Annotated in this window: 20 protein-coding genes; 15 read left to right on the forward strand and 5 right to left on the reverse strand. The window is 32.2% G+C overall.

All coding sequences use genetic code 11. The features are described 5' to 3' along the window. Positions 1 to 596: 596 nt before the first annotated feature. Both J0383_RS03710 and pyrF read right to left on the reverse strand, forming a co-directional pair. Entirely contained in the window at positions 597 to 1,397 is an 801-nt protein-coding gene (locus J0383_RS03710) for an ABC transporter substrate-binding protein (protein ID WP_207297105.1), read from the reverse strand. A 126-nt stretch (positions 1,398 to 1,523) separates the two neighbouring features. Further along, a complete protein-coding gene (pyrF, locus tag J0383_RS03715; RefSeq protein ID WP_207297106.1) occupies positions 1,524 to 2,351 on the reverse strand; it encodes an orotidine-5'-phosphate decarboxylase in 828 nt (275 codons plus the stop codon). A 155-nt stretch (positions 2,352 to 2,506) separates the two neighbouring features. Here pyrF and J0383_RS03720 point away from each other — a divergent pair, with 155 nt between their 5' ends. From J0383_RS03720 to J0383_RS03770, 11 genes are all read left to right on the forward strand, one after another. Beyond that, positions 2,507 to 2,980 (forward strand): Dps family protein, encoded by a 474-nt coding sequence (locus tag J0383_RS03720; protein ID WP_207297107.1) that lies wholly within the window; start codon positions 2,507 to 2,509, stop codon positions 2,978 to 2,980. Between the two features lie 104 nt (positions 2,981 to 3,084). Continuing rightward, complete coding sequence (locus J0383_RS03725; protein ID WP_008462351.1) at positions 3,085 to 3,270, forward strand: CsbD family protein; 186 nt, start codon at positions 3,085 to 3,087, stop codon at positions 3,268 to 3,270. 161 nt (positions 3,271 to 3,431) lie between these two features. Next, complete coding sequence (locus tag J0383_RS03730) at positions 3,432 to 3,983, forward strand: helix-turn-helix domain-containing protein (RefSeq protein ID WP_207297108.1); 552 nt, start codon at positions 3,432 to 3,434, stop codon at positions 3,981 to 3,983. A 21-nt stretch (positions 3,984 to 4,004) separates the two neighbouring features. Then, positions 4,005 to 4,454 (forward strand): response regulator, encoded by a 450-nt coding sequence (locus tag J0383_RS03735; RefSeq protein ID WP_207297109.1) that lies wholly within the window; start codon positions 4,005 to 4,007, stop codon positions 4,452 to 4,454. 16 nt (positions 4,455 to 4,470) lie between these two features. Next, positions 4,471 to 6,252, forward strand: coding sequence for a CHASE3 domain-containing protein (locus tag J0383_RS03740; RefSeq protein ID WP_207297110.1), 1,782 nt, complete (start codon positions 4,471 to 4,473; stop codon positions 6,250 to 6,252). Between the two features lie 143 nt (positions 6,253 to 6,395). Next, positions 6,396 to 6,971, forward strand: a complete 576-nt coding sequence (locus J0383_RS03745) for a DUF4142 domain-containing protein (RefSeq protein ID WP_207297111.1) — start codon at positions 6,396 to 6,398, stop codon at positions 6,969 to 6,971. A 34-nt stretch (positions 6,972 to 7,005) separates the two neighbouring features. Further along, entirely contained in the window at positions 7,006 to 7,653 is a 648-nt protein-coding gene (locus J0383_RS03750; RefSeq protein WP_207297112.1) for a porin family protein, read from the forward strand. 30 nt (positions 7,654 to 7,683) lie between these two features. Then, positions 7,684 to 7,836: a lmo0937 family membrane protein gene (locus J0383_RS03755; RefSeq protein WP_143102046.1), complete on the forward strand. Its 153-nt coding sequence runs from the start codon at positions 7,684 to 7,686 to the stop codon at positions 7,834 to 7,836. 50 nt (positions 7,837 to 7,886) lie between these two features. Continuing rightward, positions 7,887 to 8,171: a YtxH domain-containing protein gene (locus J0383_RS03760; RefSeq protein WP_207297113.1), complete on the forward strand. Its 285-nt coding sequence runs from the start codon at positions 7,887 to 7,889 to the stop codon at positions 8,169 to 8,171. A 37-nt stretch (positions 8,172 to 8,208) separates the two neighbouring features. Beyond that, positions 8,209 to 8,562: a hypothetical protein gene (locus tag J0383_RS03765; RefSeq protein WP_207297114.1), complete on the forward strand. Its 354-nt coding sequence runs from the start codon at positions 8,209 to 8,211 to the stop codon at positions 8,560 to 8,562. A 38-nt stretch (positions 8,563 to 8,600) separates the two neighbouring features. Next, positions 8,601 to 8,978 (forward strand): hypothetical protein, encoded by a 378-nt coding sequence (locus tag J0383_RS03770; RefSeq protein ID WP_207297115.1) that lies wholly within the window; start codon positions 8,601 to 8,603, stop codon positions 8,976 to 8,978. Positions 8,979 to 9,383: 405 nt separating this feature from the next. Here J0383_RS03770 and J0383_RS03775 read toward each other — a convergent pair whose 3' ends face one another. Beyond that, positions 9,384 to 10,715 (reverse strand): DUF5723 family protein, encoded by a 1,332-nt coding sequence (locus J0383_RS03775; protein WP_207297116.1) that lies wholly within the window; start codon positions 10,713 to 10,715, stop codon positions 9,384 to 9,386. Positions 10,716 to 11,090: 375 nt separating this feature from the next. Continuing rightward, on the reverse strand, positions 11,091 to 12,167 hold the full coding sequence (gene prfA / locus J0383_RS03780) for a peptide chain release factor 1 (protein WP_207297117.1): 1,077 nt from the start codon (positions 12,165 to 12,167) through the stop codon (positions 11,091 to 11,093). Between the two features lie 222 nt (positions 12,168 to 12,389). Between prfA and J0383_RS03785 the strand changes: the two genes are divergently transcribed. From J0383_RS03785 to J0383_RS03795, 3 genes are all read left to right on the forward strand, one after another. Continuing rightward, positions 12,390 to 12,935: a hypothetical protein gene (locus tag J0383_RS03785; protein ID WP_207297118.1), complete on the forward strand. Its 546-nt coding sequence runs from the start codon at positions 12,390 to 12,392 to the stop codon at positions 12,933 to 12,935. A 22-nt stretch (positions 12,936 to 12,957) separates the two neighbouring features. Beyond that, positions 12,958 to 13,365: a surface-adhesin E family protein gene (locus J0383_RS03790; protein ID WP_207297119.1), complete on the forward strand. Its 408-nt coding sequence runs from the start codon at positions 12,958 to 12,960 to the stop codon at positions 13,363 to 13,365. Positions 13,366 to 13,471: 106 nt separating this feature from the next. Beyond that, a complete protein-coding gene (locus tag J0383_RS03795) occupies positions 13,472 to 13,843 on the forward strand; it encodes a superinfection immunity protein (RefSeq protein ID WP_207298648.1) in 372 nt (123 codons plus the stop codon). Between the two features lie 316 nt (positions 13,844 to 14,159). On the opposite strand, the gene J0383_RS03800 is transcribed toward J0383_RS03795, so the two are convergent. After that, positions 14,160 to 14,390: a helix-turn-helix domain-containing protein gene (locus tag J0383_RS03800; RefSeq protein ID WP_207297120.1), complete on the reverse strand. Its 231-nt coding sequence runs from the start codon at positions 14,388 to 14,390 to the stop codon at positions 14,160 to 14,162. Positions 14,391 to 14,501: 111 nt separating this feature from the next. Between J0383_RS03800 and J0383_RS03805 the strand changes: the two genes are divergently transcribed. Further along, on the forward strand, positions 14,502 to 14,801 hold the full coding sequence (locus tag J0383_RS03805) for a hypothetical protein (protein ID WP_207297121.1): 300 nt from the start codon (positions 14,502 to 14,504) through the stop codon (positions 14,799 to 14,801). Positions 14,802 to 14,809: the final 8 nt, after the last annotated feature.

Below are 14,809 nucleotides of genomic sequence, written 5' to 3' on the forward strand. Positions count from 1 at the left end.
TGTAATAAACTGGTTATTTATTATTTTGGTTTTGGTTAGTTAAATGATGCCGGCGTCTTCGAGATGCCGGCATTCTTTTTTAGATAAATTCTGATGGATTATTTAGATTCCAATGAAAAAATTCCAAATTCTAAATTCTTGTAAAATTCCAATTTAAAAGTAACTCACATAAAAAATTCCAAATTCCAATTGCGAAGTTGGATTTTGGAATTTAAATATTGGAATTTATTTTCCCAATACACATTAACTTATATTCAACAAAGTAATAACAAGATCTTAACAGCTTAAGATTGATATATTTCGGACATTTGTAATGTAATAAACTGGTTATTTATTATTTTGGTTTTGGTTAGTTAAATAATGCCGGCGTCTTCGAGATGTCGGCATTCTTTTTTTACAACTATTTGCTTTGAACATATTTTAACCGCAAAGAGCGCTAAGTTTTCTCCAAAGTATTATGAATACAAACGCAAAGTTCGCAAAGCTATCACAGCTTTGCGAACTTTGCGTTTTATAAAATTACTCCACGTAAAAAATCTTAGCGCTCTTTGCGGTTAAATTCACATTCCAACAATTTGAAACCTGAAACAAAAAAACTAATTTTTAAGCCTCTCATGTAGAAGTTTAAAATACTGGAAAGCTTTTAAAAGTCGGCTGCCGTGCCAAGAGAACATTTCACCATCTACGAAAATGGTTTTGGCATGATGGGTGAATCTTCCTATTTCAAAAGCGTCTTCTTCTTTAAAAGGATACGGTTCAGAAGAAAGAAATACAATATCTGGATCACCTTCGAGACGCATCTTCTTTAATTCGATTTCAGGATAACGGCCTTTATCTTCGTAAATATTTTTAAAATGATTGAGTTTTAGCAACTCATTTATATAGGTATCATTTCCGGCAACCATATATGGATTCTTCCAAATAAAATAAGCGGCTTTTTTAACAGCAATATCTTGAATGTATTTTTTGAAATCGCTCAAGGCGAAAGATAATTTATCATTCCACTTTTGCGCTTCGGTTCTGCAGTTGAATAACTGTCCGAAGTCGGTTATCATCTGGAAATTATCTTCAATAGAAACTATATTCGTTACCCACACTGGACAAATTGTACGCAATTGTTCGACAATTTCGATTGTATTTTCTTCTTTATTACAAATAATAATATCGGGTTCTAGAAGCTTTATTTTTTCAAAGTGGATTTTTTTCGTACCACCCACCATTTTTTTGGTTGATTTGAAATGAAACGGATGGACACAGAACTTCGTAATTCCGATGATTTTTTCTTCTAAACCTAAATCATATAATAATTCAGTTTGCGAAGGAACAAGCGAAATAATACGTTTTGGAGGCGTTTCAAAAGAATGAATCGTTCCTATTTGGTCGGTTAATTGTTTCATGTTTATTTAAGAAGAAGTTTTTTCAGCCACGAATTCACTAATTTTTTTATTCGTGTAGATTTTAGTTGCGAATTTCACTAATTCCTCAAATTAAAAAGAAATTCGAGAATTCGTGTCTAACAATTATTAAACCTGAAACTTCAAATCAATAATCTCTTCCATTTCTTTTTGTACTTTGAGAGCTTCTTCCCTTGCCTTTTCAGCAAAATCAGTTCCTTTTGAAGCATAGATAATTGCTCTTGCTGAGTTTACCAAAAGTCCCACTTTATCATTCATTCCGTATTTGCAAACTTCAGACAAACTTCCGCCTTGAGCGCCAATTCCTGGAACCAACAAGAAACTGTCTGGAACAATTTTTCTGATTTCAGTAAAATATTCGGCTTTAGTAGCTCCGACTACGTACATTAAGTTTTCGCTATTTTTCCACGTTTTAGAAGTTTCTAAAACTTGTTTGTAAAGCTCTTGTCCGTTTGTATTTAAGGTCTGAAAATCAAATGCTCCTTCATTTGATGTTAGAGCCAGCATAATAGTATGTTTATTTTCGAAAGCCAAGAAAGGTTCAACCGAATCTTTCCCCATATAAGGAGCAACTGTTACACTATCAAAATTTAAATCTTCAAAAAAAGCTTTGGCATACATACTCGAAGTGTTTCCTATATCACCTCTTTTGGCATCGGCAATCGTAAAAATATCTGGATAATTCTCGTTGATGTAATTAATTGTTTTTTGCAGCGACATCCAGCCTTTTATTCCATATGCTTCAAAAAAAGCGGTATTAGGTTTATATCCAACCGTTAAATCGTGTGTAGCGTCGATGATGGCTTTATTAAATTCGAAAATTGGATCTTCGGTTTCTAATAAATGCTGTGGAATCTTAGTAAGATCTGGATCTAAACCTACGCATAAAAATGATTTTTTTTGAAGAATTTGTTCGTGCAGTTGTTGTGTTGTCATATTGCTTTTTTTGTTGTGCGGCAAAATTACAAATAATATTAATGTATTGCGAATTTGAGCTTCACATTGGATTCATATAACATCTTAGAAAAATTGTGTAAAATTAAATGCGTAGTCGTCATCTAATTTTGATTTGTAACCTACAAAAAGAAATTATGACTCCAAATATCGGAATATCGGCTGCGAACCTTAAAAAAAGCACAACCATATTAGCTACTATTTTATCGAACGAAATGACTCTTTATGTAAAAACAAGAAAATTTCACTGGAATATTTCAGGAAATAGCTTCATGGAATTGCATAAACTATTCGAAGATCAATATAGAATTCTAGAAGCTAATATTGATGAAGTAGCCGAAAGAATCAGCCAGCTTGGCGAAAAAACGATTGGAACCATGAAAGAGTTTATCGAAAACTCAACACTAAAAGAATCTCCAAAAGAATATGCTTCACAAAAACATATGCTGGAAGAACTTTTAGAAAATCACGAACAGCTGGTTACTGAATTTAGAGATTACATTCCGATTTTTGAAAATGAAACCAAAGACGCAGGTTCTGCTGATTTTGTAACCGGATTGCTGCAGGAGCATGAAAAAATGGCTTGGATTCTGCGCCGTTATCAGGTTTAAAAGCAAAAATGTGAATTATGCAAATTAACCGGGAATTAATGTAAAAAGGTCTCAATTTTAAAACAGAACTTTACTTTACTATTAATTACAAACAAAATGCAATCATGAATACCACAGAAATAAAAGGAAACTGGAATGAGTTGAAAGGCAAACTAAAGCAGAAATATGCTGAGCTGACAGACGATGATTTGATGTTTGCTGAAGGAAAAGAAGACGAAATGTACGGAAGACTTCAGCAGAAACTGGGAAAAACAAAAGAGGAATTTCATCAAATCCTGTCAGAATTGTAAGTCTTTAAGACTCAATCAGGAAATACCGTCTAGTAAAGCAATATTAGACGGTATTTTTTTGAAGATTTTACTTCTTTTTGCATCAATTTCTACATTCTAAAACACATTAAACACTGTAACCACGAATAATTTAATTATCTTTAACCAAAATTTTCTAAAAAATGAAGCTATTTATAAAGTTCGACATAAATACCATTTGTTCGCTTTATCTCAAACAAAACCTCGATCAGCAAGGCATTAATTTTACCAGTCTGGGTTTTGGGGAGATTGAGATTGACGACAATCTGGATGCAGATGCACTCGAAGCTTTAAAAAATAATTTAAGTCCGTGCGGATTTGAAGTAGTTGAAAATCAGAAAAGCGTCTTAGTTCAAAAAATAAAAGATGCTATAATCGAATTGGTTTTTATGGAAGACAGCAACAATTATAAAAGTTCTGTTTTTCTAGCCGAAAAACTCAACCATAGTTATGGCTATTTATCTAATGTTTTTTCTGAAGTAACGTATTCTTCTATTGAAAACTTTATTATCTTACAGAAAATTGAAAGAGCAAAACAATTAATTATTATCAATGAAATGAGCTTAACCGAAATTGCTTTCTTGCTAAACTACTCAAGTGTAGCGCATTTAAGCACGCAGTTTAAGAATACGACTGGTATTACGCCGTCGGCATTTCAGCGAATAATTAAAAAACGAAGAGAAAATTTAAAATAAAAACCCAAATACCACACTAAAATGCAAAAAAACGCATTAAACATTTTACTGGCAGATGATGATGAAGATGACCGCCTTTTTTTTAAAGACGCTTTCGAGGAAATTAAAATACAAACAAACGTAGAGTTTGTGCATGACGGAATGCAGTTAATGGATTATTTATTAAATCCAGATAATAAACTTCCGGATATTTTGTTTCTGGATTTAAATATGCCAAAGAAAACTGGTAAAGAGTGTTTGATTGAAATTAAAAAAACAGATCATCTTAAAAACATTATTATTGCCATCTATTCTACTTCTTCATCTGAAGAAGATATTGAAGATACTTTTATTCAGGGTGCCAATATTTATATCAAAAAGCCAAGCGATTTTAATACGCTTAAAAAAATAATTAATGAAGTCGTGACCGTAAACTGGCACTATCATACCTCTGGGTTAAACCGTGATAATTTCTTGCTGCGACTAAAATAAAAATAATAGTACACCAATGAAATGGATACCAAATTTTAATTCTTCAAACTCTTTGAGAGTTATTTTTGTAATCGCAGTTTTCATTCTGTTATTTATTTCATCGGTAGCTTATAAGCATAATCAGGACTTGAATGAATCAAGCAAACTGGTCATGCATACATACGAGATAAACATTCAATTAGAACGATTGATGTCGGCTATAAAAGATGCCGAAACCGGACAAAGAGGTTATATTATTACCAGAAATGCCCGTTTTTTAACTCCGTATATTTATTCACGCGACAAGGTAAATACTTCATTTATTACTTTAAAAAAATTAACTGCTGATAATCCACAACAGCAGGAAAATCTTCGAAAGCTCTTTAAGCTTATTATACAGCGTTTTGTGTCTTTCGAAAATTGTTTAAAATATAGCGATCCCAAAACATATGATAAACGAAAACTCGATAATCATATGTTTGGGGGACGAATCTTAATGGAAAATATTCGTTTTAAAGTTGACGAAATGAATGACATTGAGAAAACCTACCTTAAAAACAGGCTGAAAATCTACGATGCTGAAATTTCGTTAAGTCCTATATTTTCTATCTCGCTATTCTTAACAGCGCTATTTTTTATCTTACTGGCTTATCGACAAATCAGTAAAGATTTCCAAAGGCTAAAACTTTACAACAAAAAGCTTTTAATTTCGAGCGGTTTAATTTCTGAATCTGAAGCAATTGGTAAATTTAGTACCTGGCAATGGGATCTTGATGCAGATAAAATCGATTATTCAGACAATCAATTTCGTTTACTGGGTTATGAACCTGGCGATTTTATTCCAAGAAGAGAAACCCTTTTAAAATCCGTACATCCTGATGACAAGGATAATGTTGCAACTGCGATTGACGGAATCCTTCAGAACAAACAACAGCCTTTTGTATATTATAAAATACTACTTCCAAGTCACGAAGTCCGTTATTTTAAATCGACCGGAAAGTTACTGACAGACCAACAGGGAAGCAAAATTTTACTGGGCATTAATTTTGACATTACCGATGAGCATCTGCTTAATATCGAACTTCAGGAACGTAATAAAGAACTTGAAAAAAGCAATAAAGAATTAGCTTCTTTCAATCACGTCGCGAGTCATGATTTACAGGAGCCGCTTCGAAAAATCCAGACTTTTATCTCTCGAGTTTCTGATGCTGATAAAGCAGTTATGTCACAAAGTGCACGTGATTATATTGCCAAAATTGAAGTTTCGGCAAAAAGAATGCGTATTCTTATCGATGATTTATTATTGTTTTCGAGAACCAATACAACCAAAAAAGAATTCATTAAGTCGAATTTAAATGAATTGCTTGAAAATGCCGAATCGGAATTAACAGAAGTTATAGAAGAAAAAAATGCAGTTATAAATACCTGCAAACTTCCTAAACTTTCGGTGATTCCCTATCAAATCGAACAGCTTTTCATCAACTTGATTGGAAATTCATTAAAATACAGCAGACCGGATGTTCCGCCGGAAATTTCAATTGATTGTGAAAAAGTAAATGCAGCTGATTATCCAGAATTAGATCAAAACATTAAAAAATACCACCGAATTACTTTTACAGATAACGGAATGGGTTTTGATCCTCAGTTTAAAGAAACAATCTTTATTTTGTTTCAAAGACTGCACTCTAAAACTGACTATCCAGGAACTGGAATTGGTCTAGCGATTTGTAAGAAAATCGTAGACAATCATAGAGGTCATATTACAGCTGATAGTGAGCCGAATAAAGGTTCGGTTTTTACTATTTTTCTACCAGATTAAACCTCGTCAGCTCCTTTAAACACTAGATATTAAAACGTTATATAAATTCTTTATGGGAATTATATAACGTTTCTTTTTTATGCTGTAAGGCAAATCATCGTATTCGTTAGCATCTTTGTATTGTAATACTTTAGGAAGTAATAATGAAAGCAAAACCCGTATTGAAAGCCATCATTTTTAAAGTGCTTTTTTTATTGATCGTGATCTTTGTAACATCGTGCCGAAAATCCAATTCAATAGAATCTAATCTTAAAAAAAATGAAGCTTTTAGTAAAAATGATAAAGAAGAAGTTGAGGCTTTCTTTTTTATTGCAACGGCAAATGTTGGAAAAACTATTATTTCTAAAAGTCAAATTGCACAACAAAAAAGTTCAGAGAGTTCAATAATGATTTTAGGTAAAAAAATCGAAAGAAGTCAAAGCAGATTACTGCAGGAAGTAACAGAATTAGCAAATAAAAAACTTATTATTATTTCTGAAATAAATGCAACACACCGCCGCGATACTTACGATCTGGTTACCGCAAAAAATTCTTCAGAATTTAACAGAGTCTATTTAAGAGCAATGAAAAAATGTCTGGAAGAACAAATTCAATTATTAGAGACCGTTTCGAAAGAAACCAACGATAAAGCAATTTTAAAGTTAGTATTGAAATATCTGCCTGAACAATTTGATCTCTTACGAGAGATTGAACAAACAATTAAGAAAGGAATTAATTAAAAGCCTAACAAATCATTAACTAAATTATTTAACTATGAAAATGCAAAACAATTTTTTATGCGCCTTAGCCCTTTTTATCTCAGCTTCATTTGGAATGCTGCACGCTCAAAATACTAATGTAGAAACAGAATTTGGTGTAAAAGGTGGATTCAACATGTCTAATCTATACAACAATGGCGATGATGTTGATGACAACAATATTCTATACGGTTTCAATGCCGGTGTTTATGCAACTTTACCAATCTCTGATTTTGTTGCTATTCAGCCTGAGCTTTTATTTACAACAAAAGGTGCCAAATTAGAATACAACAGCGCTCTTTTTAATGGAGACGCTAAATTCAAATTGAATTATATCGAACTTCCATTATTGGTAAGAGTAAATATTACTAAAAACTTTAACGTACATGCCGGTGGTTACGCTTCTTACCTAGTAAGTTCTAAAGTAACAGGAAGCGGAGACGCTGAGTTTGAACAAACTATTGATACAGACGATTTAAACAAATTTGATGCTGGTATTTCAGCTGGTATTGGAGTAGATTTTAATCCAGTTAGTATTGGAGTACGTTACAACTATGGTTTAACAACTGTGGGGAAAGAAAGAACAGCTTTAGGAACAACTTATACTTTTCCTGATGCTAAAAACAGCAACTTAACTTTATACTTATCGTATAAATTGAACTAATTCATTTAGTAACCCTAAAATAAGAAAACCATGTCAAATTTATTATACACCATAGCGGTTATTCTTGTAATACTATGGGCTCTTGGTTTCTTTGTTTACAGTTTTGGAAGTATTATTCACATACTGCTTGTAATTGCCATTATCGCAATATTATTGAGACTTATCAAAGGACGGGAAATTTAAAAACGAATCAACATTAAATAATTATATTAATCTATTAAAAATCAAATATTATGAAAGCATCTAGCACAATTTTAGGAGTAGCAGCTGCAGCTGCAGCAGGAGCATTATTAGGAGTTTTATTTGCTCCAGACAAAGGTTCAAACACTAGAAAAAAAATCAAAGATAAATCGAAAGATTACAGCGATAATTTAAAAACAAAATTTGATGGTATTGTAAACACAATCACTTCAAACGGTAAAGACATCATCGATGAAGGAAAAGCAAAATTCAACCAAGTAAAAGATGATTTCAATACAGTTAAAGACGAAGCTAAAACAGTGAAATCGAACTACTAATAAAAAGTGATTTTTTCAAACCATAAAATACTATATCATGGAACCAAATGCAACAACAAACGAGAATTTAAATCTTTATGAAAAAGCTGAAACTTATGCAAAAACAAGTTTAGAATTATTAAAACTTAAAACAGTATGTTCAGTGGCTGATGGTGTTTCATCATTGGCATCAAAGATAGCAGTCGGCGTTGTTGTTGCATTTTTTACCCTGTTCTTGAATATTGGTTTAAGTTTATGGATTGGAAAAGAACTTGGAGAATATTATTTCGGATTTTTTATAATGGCACTTTTCTATTTAATAGTAGCTGTTGTAATACATAAATCTCATCATAAACTAATCAAAACTCCTATTGGAAATTCGATTATTTCGAGCATCTTAAAAGAAAAATAAAAACTGATTTAAAATATTAATACTTAAAAAAGACTATTATGGAGCCTATTTACACTATTGATGAGTTAAATCAGAGAATAAAATTATTAGAAGATCGTCAGGATGCCGAATGGTGTGCTATTAAAGACCATATCGATGATATTAAAGAAAATTTAAAGCCTCTAAACCTTATTCGAAATACGGTTGAAGAAATCAACGAAACGGTTGGCTTTAAAAGTCATATGGCACAATCAGCTATCAGCATTGCGATTGGATATTTAGCCAAACGATTTATTGTTGGAAAAGGTGATACTATGTTTAAAGGAATTTTAGGCTCAATTGTCCAGCTTATTGTAACCAATCTGGTTTCGAAACCTAGCGAATCTTCAAATGAAACTTCTGAAGAAGAAGAATCATCACAATACGAACCATCATAAGAGTAATTGTCGAATTAAATACTGACTATTATGGAAAAGCTAAACGAAATAATCATAAAGAATGGTGTGACCCTCTACTCTAACTTATATAAATGTTTTGAATTTACAAGAGTATTTCTCGGTATCTAACTCGCTTATACGTTTCCAAGGCAACAAAACGATTAAACAGTTAATACATCACTATATTTTTAAGGTTATGAGATTCTAAGCTTCTAAGAAGCTAAGATTGAAAGTTTACAACTTATCTCAAACCAAAAAAGAGACTTTTTTACACTAGTAAGAAAGTCTCTTTTTCTTTTTAAGGTACTAAGGCTCTAAGAAACTGAGATTCTAAGCTTAATTTTCCCATGTCAAAATATTAGAAACTTAGTCCCTTAGCATCTCAGTTTCTTAGAACCTCAAAAATCAATTATAACTCTGATAAATAGGAATCTTCAATCCCACATATACATTGCTGGCTTTTGAATTGTTTGAAAACAAATTCGAAATCAGCGAACCTGATCCTATGAATAATGGTCCGGCTCTAAAACCAGTTCCTATCTGTGTTCCGCTGTATTCCATATAGGTAAGCGGAATGTAAAAACTAAACTGGCGAGTTTCATATCTCGGTGTAAAAGTAACCGAATTAGCAATCGCAGTTCCGTTAATTTTTTTGGCGTCGACCAATCCGAAATCACCGCTTAAATTCAGGTAAAACTTATTATCGATATTCCAGTCAAAGTTGGTATGAAGAGCGGTTGGAAGATTTGCTTTTACTCCTTTCTGCGATGAAACTTTGGTATAATGATCATTAAAAAACTGAAAAATATCACTCGCATTATCAATATCATCTTGTGTCACTCTTCCTGCGAGGTTATATGTATTCTCGATAACATTTTTATAATTCAATTTCCCAATATCTGTTATCGAAGCTGCCGCTTTTAATTTGTATCGATTTCCAATACAAGTATGGCAGTTAGTGCGGTATTCATACGTAAAACCCAAATCGATTCCCACACCTGCTGATGACATATCAAATTTTGGATCTTTTCCTGCATTGTAATCATAACTTGCAGCTGTTTTTAATGTTCCTGTTGAAAGATATTCACTTTGCGACGGAATCACATTGTCCTTTTCATAAGCAACACTCAGATTATTTCCGTTGATATAATTGTTAACTCCCGCCATTAGGTATTTTATGGTAAGACCAGCTTTCATAAAATGTACATCTTCGTCTACTAATATTGTTCCGTAACTTGCTCCAATCTCAGCCCAGGAATTGGTAACTCCATTTGGGTTACCGCCTGTAAATAAAAAACTGTTTGAAGCATCTACATCTTTATTAACCTCATCAATAAGCTGTCCGTTAATACCTGTAAGATTGGTAACACTTCGAACACGAGTAAAAATTCCAATGCTATGCTCTGGCGTAATATTCATCATACACGATGGCCCAAGAATATCGATATTCAAGTTTCCTCTGTTGTTTGTTTTAAAATTCTTTGACGCATCAGTTTCTAGACTGTAACCTCCATCAAAAACATCGGCGATATTAACGCCATACAAATCGTTTTGTCCCGTTGCGCTGACAGATGAAATGGTAATATCTGATCTGAATTTAGAATCAACAATCGCTGACGGATTAAACAAAACTCCTTGAATTCCCGCATAATTATCGTCCCGAAATCCAAAATACGACTGTCCCTGACAATAAAAAAAGCTTCCAAAGAAGCTGCATAAAAGTAAAGTTCTCTTCATAAATTAACATTGGTTGGTTGATTAGTACATTTCTCTTTTTGGTAAAAGACAAACAAATATGAAACAAAAAATGTTTTAAAAAAACTTATGCTTTTTGCAGGTTCAAAGCAGCAAAGTGGCAAAGCTTCAGAGATATACGAAAATTATTTTCAAAAAATATTATAAATCTTACTCCCCTAAAAGATCATGTAGTATTGCTCTTAGATAACACAAAAAAAGCCGAACAAATGTTCGGCTTGATTATTTTTGATATTCTATTAAAAAATATAGAATTTACATCAACTTAAAACTAAATCTAAGAAAAAACTTAAGAGTGTTTTTCCAAAGCAACAAAACCTTTGCAACTCTGAACCTTTGTACCTCTGTGTCTAGAAATTAATAAACTTCCGAAGCCTCTTTTAATTTCTCCATGTTGTTTACCAACTGAAGCTCAGAAACAATTTTCTGAATATCACCGTTCATGATGTTACCCAAATCGTAAAGCGTTAAACCAACACGGTGATCGGTTACACGGCCTTGAGCATAGTTGTACGTACGGATTTTTGCCGAACGGTCTCCAGAACTTACTTGAGAACTACGTTTTTTAGCATCTTCCTCTTGCTTTTTAGCCAATTCCATTTCGTATAAACGAGAACGTAATACCATTAAAGCTTTATCTTTATTCTTGTGCTGTGATTTCTCATCCTGACATTGCGCCACTAATCCTGTTGGAATGTGCGTTAAACGTACAGCCGATTTCGTTGTATTTACCGACTGTCCTCCAGGCCCTGACGAACAGAAGAAATCCACACGAACATCGTTCATATCTACCTGAACATCAAACTCCTCCGCTTCTGGTAAAACCATAACGGTAGCTGCCGATGTATGCACACGACCTTGAGTTTCTGTTTGAGGAACACGCTGCACACGGTGAACACCTGCTTCAAACTTCAACGTTCCGTATACATCTTCTCCAGTAACTTCAAAAATAACCTCTTTGAAACCACCTGAAGTACCTTCGTTCATATCTACAACAGAGGTTCTCCACCCCATGCTTTCGCAATATTTAGTGTACATTCTGAATAAGTCCCCTGCAAAAATACTTGCTTCATCTCCACCCGTTCCGGCACGAATCTCCACCATTACGTTTTTAGCATCTTCAGGATCTTTAGGAATCAACATAAATTTGATTTCCTCCTCCAATTCTGGCAAGCGATCTTTAGCTTCGTCCAACTGCATTTTGGCCATTTCCACCATTTCAGCATCGCTGCCGTCAGCAATGATTTCGTTAGCCTCATCGATATTTGCCAAAACTATAATGTATTCTTCTCTCTTTTCAACCAAAGCCTTAATACTTTTATATTCTTGGTTGAGCTGTTTATAACGCTTTTGATCAGAAATAACATCCGGCTGAATAATCAAATCCGAAATCTCATCAAATCGCTGCTTTACATATTGAAGTCTATCTAACATTTTCTTTTTCCTTTATTTGGACTGCAAAATTACAAAATTTTTGTGGAAAATTCTAGTGCTGATTTTTTGTGTTTTTTGAGTGAGATTTTGATAGAAAATTTGATGGGCTAAAAGATTTCGAATGTCTTTATAATTATCAACAAATATTTTCATGCCTTTACGGTTTCCCGTAAGGATATTGAACTTTAAGTAATTAGATTTGAAAACATTAAAAATTTTAATATGAAATTCAATCTAATTATATTTTTATTACTCACAACAATATCAATAAGTTATTCTCAAAACGGAAAAACAAATTCTGAAACCCGCCAATTTATTGAGAATGCAGAAATAACGCAGATAAATAAAGATTGGAATATTAAAGCCGACTTTAGATCTGGTTTAAATGAAGTCGTTTCTTTCTTTCCCGTTGAAGCAATTGATTTGAAATTAAACAAAAAAGTAAAATCAGTGCAAGTAGATATGGGATTAACTAATAATTACTTCAAATCTTCATGGATCGATTTAAATGAAGTTGATGAATTTATTTTATTTATTGAGCAATATGTTATTCCAAATCTTAAAGATAAAACAGACAGAAACCAATCGACCAAATATATTTTTAATTCCAGAGAAATAACCTTTAGTTTTTATATTGAAAAAAGTTCAAGAAGAATATCGATTTATCTTAAAGACGATGGTGTTACAGATTACAACTATTATTTCTGGACAGAAACACAAGTCAATAAAATTCCTGAATTACTTACTATGTTGAAAGAAATTAGATAACGCCATTAAAAAAAATAATAAAATGAAAAAAATATTGTTTACAGCCTTTCTTTTGATAGTTTTTAGTAAATCATTTTCCCAAACAGATGAATTTCAATATGTAACTTCAGGTCAAGACGGTACCGAAGTATATTTATTTTTTGAAAGAGATAATGATGGATACAAAGAATTTTGGTTGAAATTAGTGTCACCAACTAAAACTGTTAAAAACAAAAAAGGCAAATTAATTAAAACTGGCGGTGATTCTACTTTACAATTTTATAAACTAGATTGTTCTGAAAAAACATATTCTACTTCAGATGGTGTAATATATAATCGAAATGGAGAGGCAATAAAAAAAATATACATTAATTCTTATGATGATAAAATTATACCTGGAACAATTCTTAGTGCAGTTTATAAATTTGTTTGCGAAATTGAAATAAATTAAAAACTACCTAATTCCTCTAGTTGTTGCGAGCATCCTATTGTGTATGCAACTTAAAGAAAAACAACGTTTCAATAGTAGAAATTAAAAACTAATTAATTAAATTATTATGGGAAGACTTGGAGTAACAGAATTACTAGTAATTGGAATTCCGTTTTTAGCAATTTATTTTTTACCATCAATTATTGCATTAAGTCGCAAGAAAAATAATGCTGCTGGAATAATTTTGCTGAATTTCTTTTTGGGATGGACATTTATTGGATGGATAGTTTCGTTAATTTGGGCTTGTTTAAAAGATAACGAACCTCAAACAATTGTTGTAAATAATTCTTACCCAAAACAGCAAAATTCATTAGATATAAAAAGGAATGATTTTGATGAAAAATTAGACAGTTTACAAAAACTAAAAAATTTATTGGACTCTGGTGTTTTATCTCAGGAAGAGTTTGAACAGCAAAAAGCTAAATTATTACAATTATAAAGCGATCAAGTCTTATCTTACTCTTTATTTACGAATAGACATTCACTTTAGCAACAATGTTTTATTCTATTATTTTTATGACTTTTACTGGCACAAGCCAGATAGCGCGGATTTGCAATCCGTGCACACAAAAGCTAAACGCAATAATAGTCAATAAAAAAGCTACAAGATTGTAGCTTTTTTTATTTTTAAAGAAATAAGTCAATCTTTACAGGCACGGATTGCAAATCCGCACTATCATTGCGATAACAAAAAATACTCATATATATTAACTTAACAGCCAACAAATCTCTCCGATTATTTATATTCCTCGTCTTTAAATATACAAATCCTTCAAAAGTTCACTTGAAGTTGTATCAAGTGCTTTTGCCATTCTAATCAAAAGATTTATAGTAATACCCTGTTCTTTTCTTAAAATTCTTCGTACAGTGGTCTCAGTACAGTTACTTGCTTTTGCAAAAGCACTCTTGTTTCCTGTGTATTTTTCTAGGAAAAGCTTATAAATTCTATCGACTATTTCTGCTTCTAATTTATCAATCGTCTTCATAAAACAAAGAAAATGAAGTAACCTTTTGAATCTACAAAACAAATTCGACTTATAAGTCGAATTTTATTATATTTGCTTTATATAAGTAAATACTAAAATTAATTATAAGCGATGGAAGAAAAGCTGGAGAAACGAATAAATGATCTTTTAAAATTTGCGGCCAATGTAAATTATTTCACAAAGCTTAAACCAAATCTTAAAGATCATAATTCTCTCAAAACCGATCTAACAATAACGTGTTACAACGAATTAATGCAGACGATTTTTTCTCTAATTAGAACAAGTATCAAGATCCTGCAAAATGAAGAATCTCAAACCGCTATCGATGCCATGCTTTTACTTGAAATAGCTGTGCAGCTTCTGCCAAATGATGAAATGGAATTACTGGATGAATTGCACAAGATTTTATAAGAAATTTG

It is taken from the genome of Flavobacterium endoglycinae (assembly GCF_017352115.1).
In the GTDB taxonomy this organism is placed as follows: Bacteria; Bacteroidota; Bacteroidia; order Flavobacteriales; family Flavobacteriaceae; genus Flavobacterium; species Flavobacterium endoglycinae.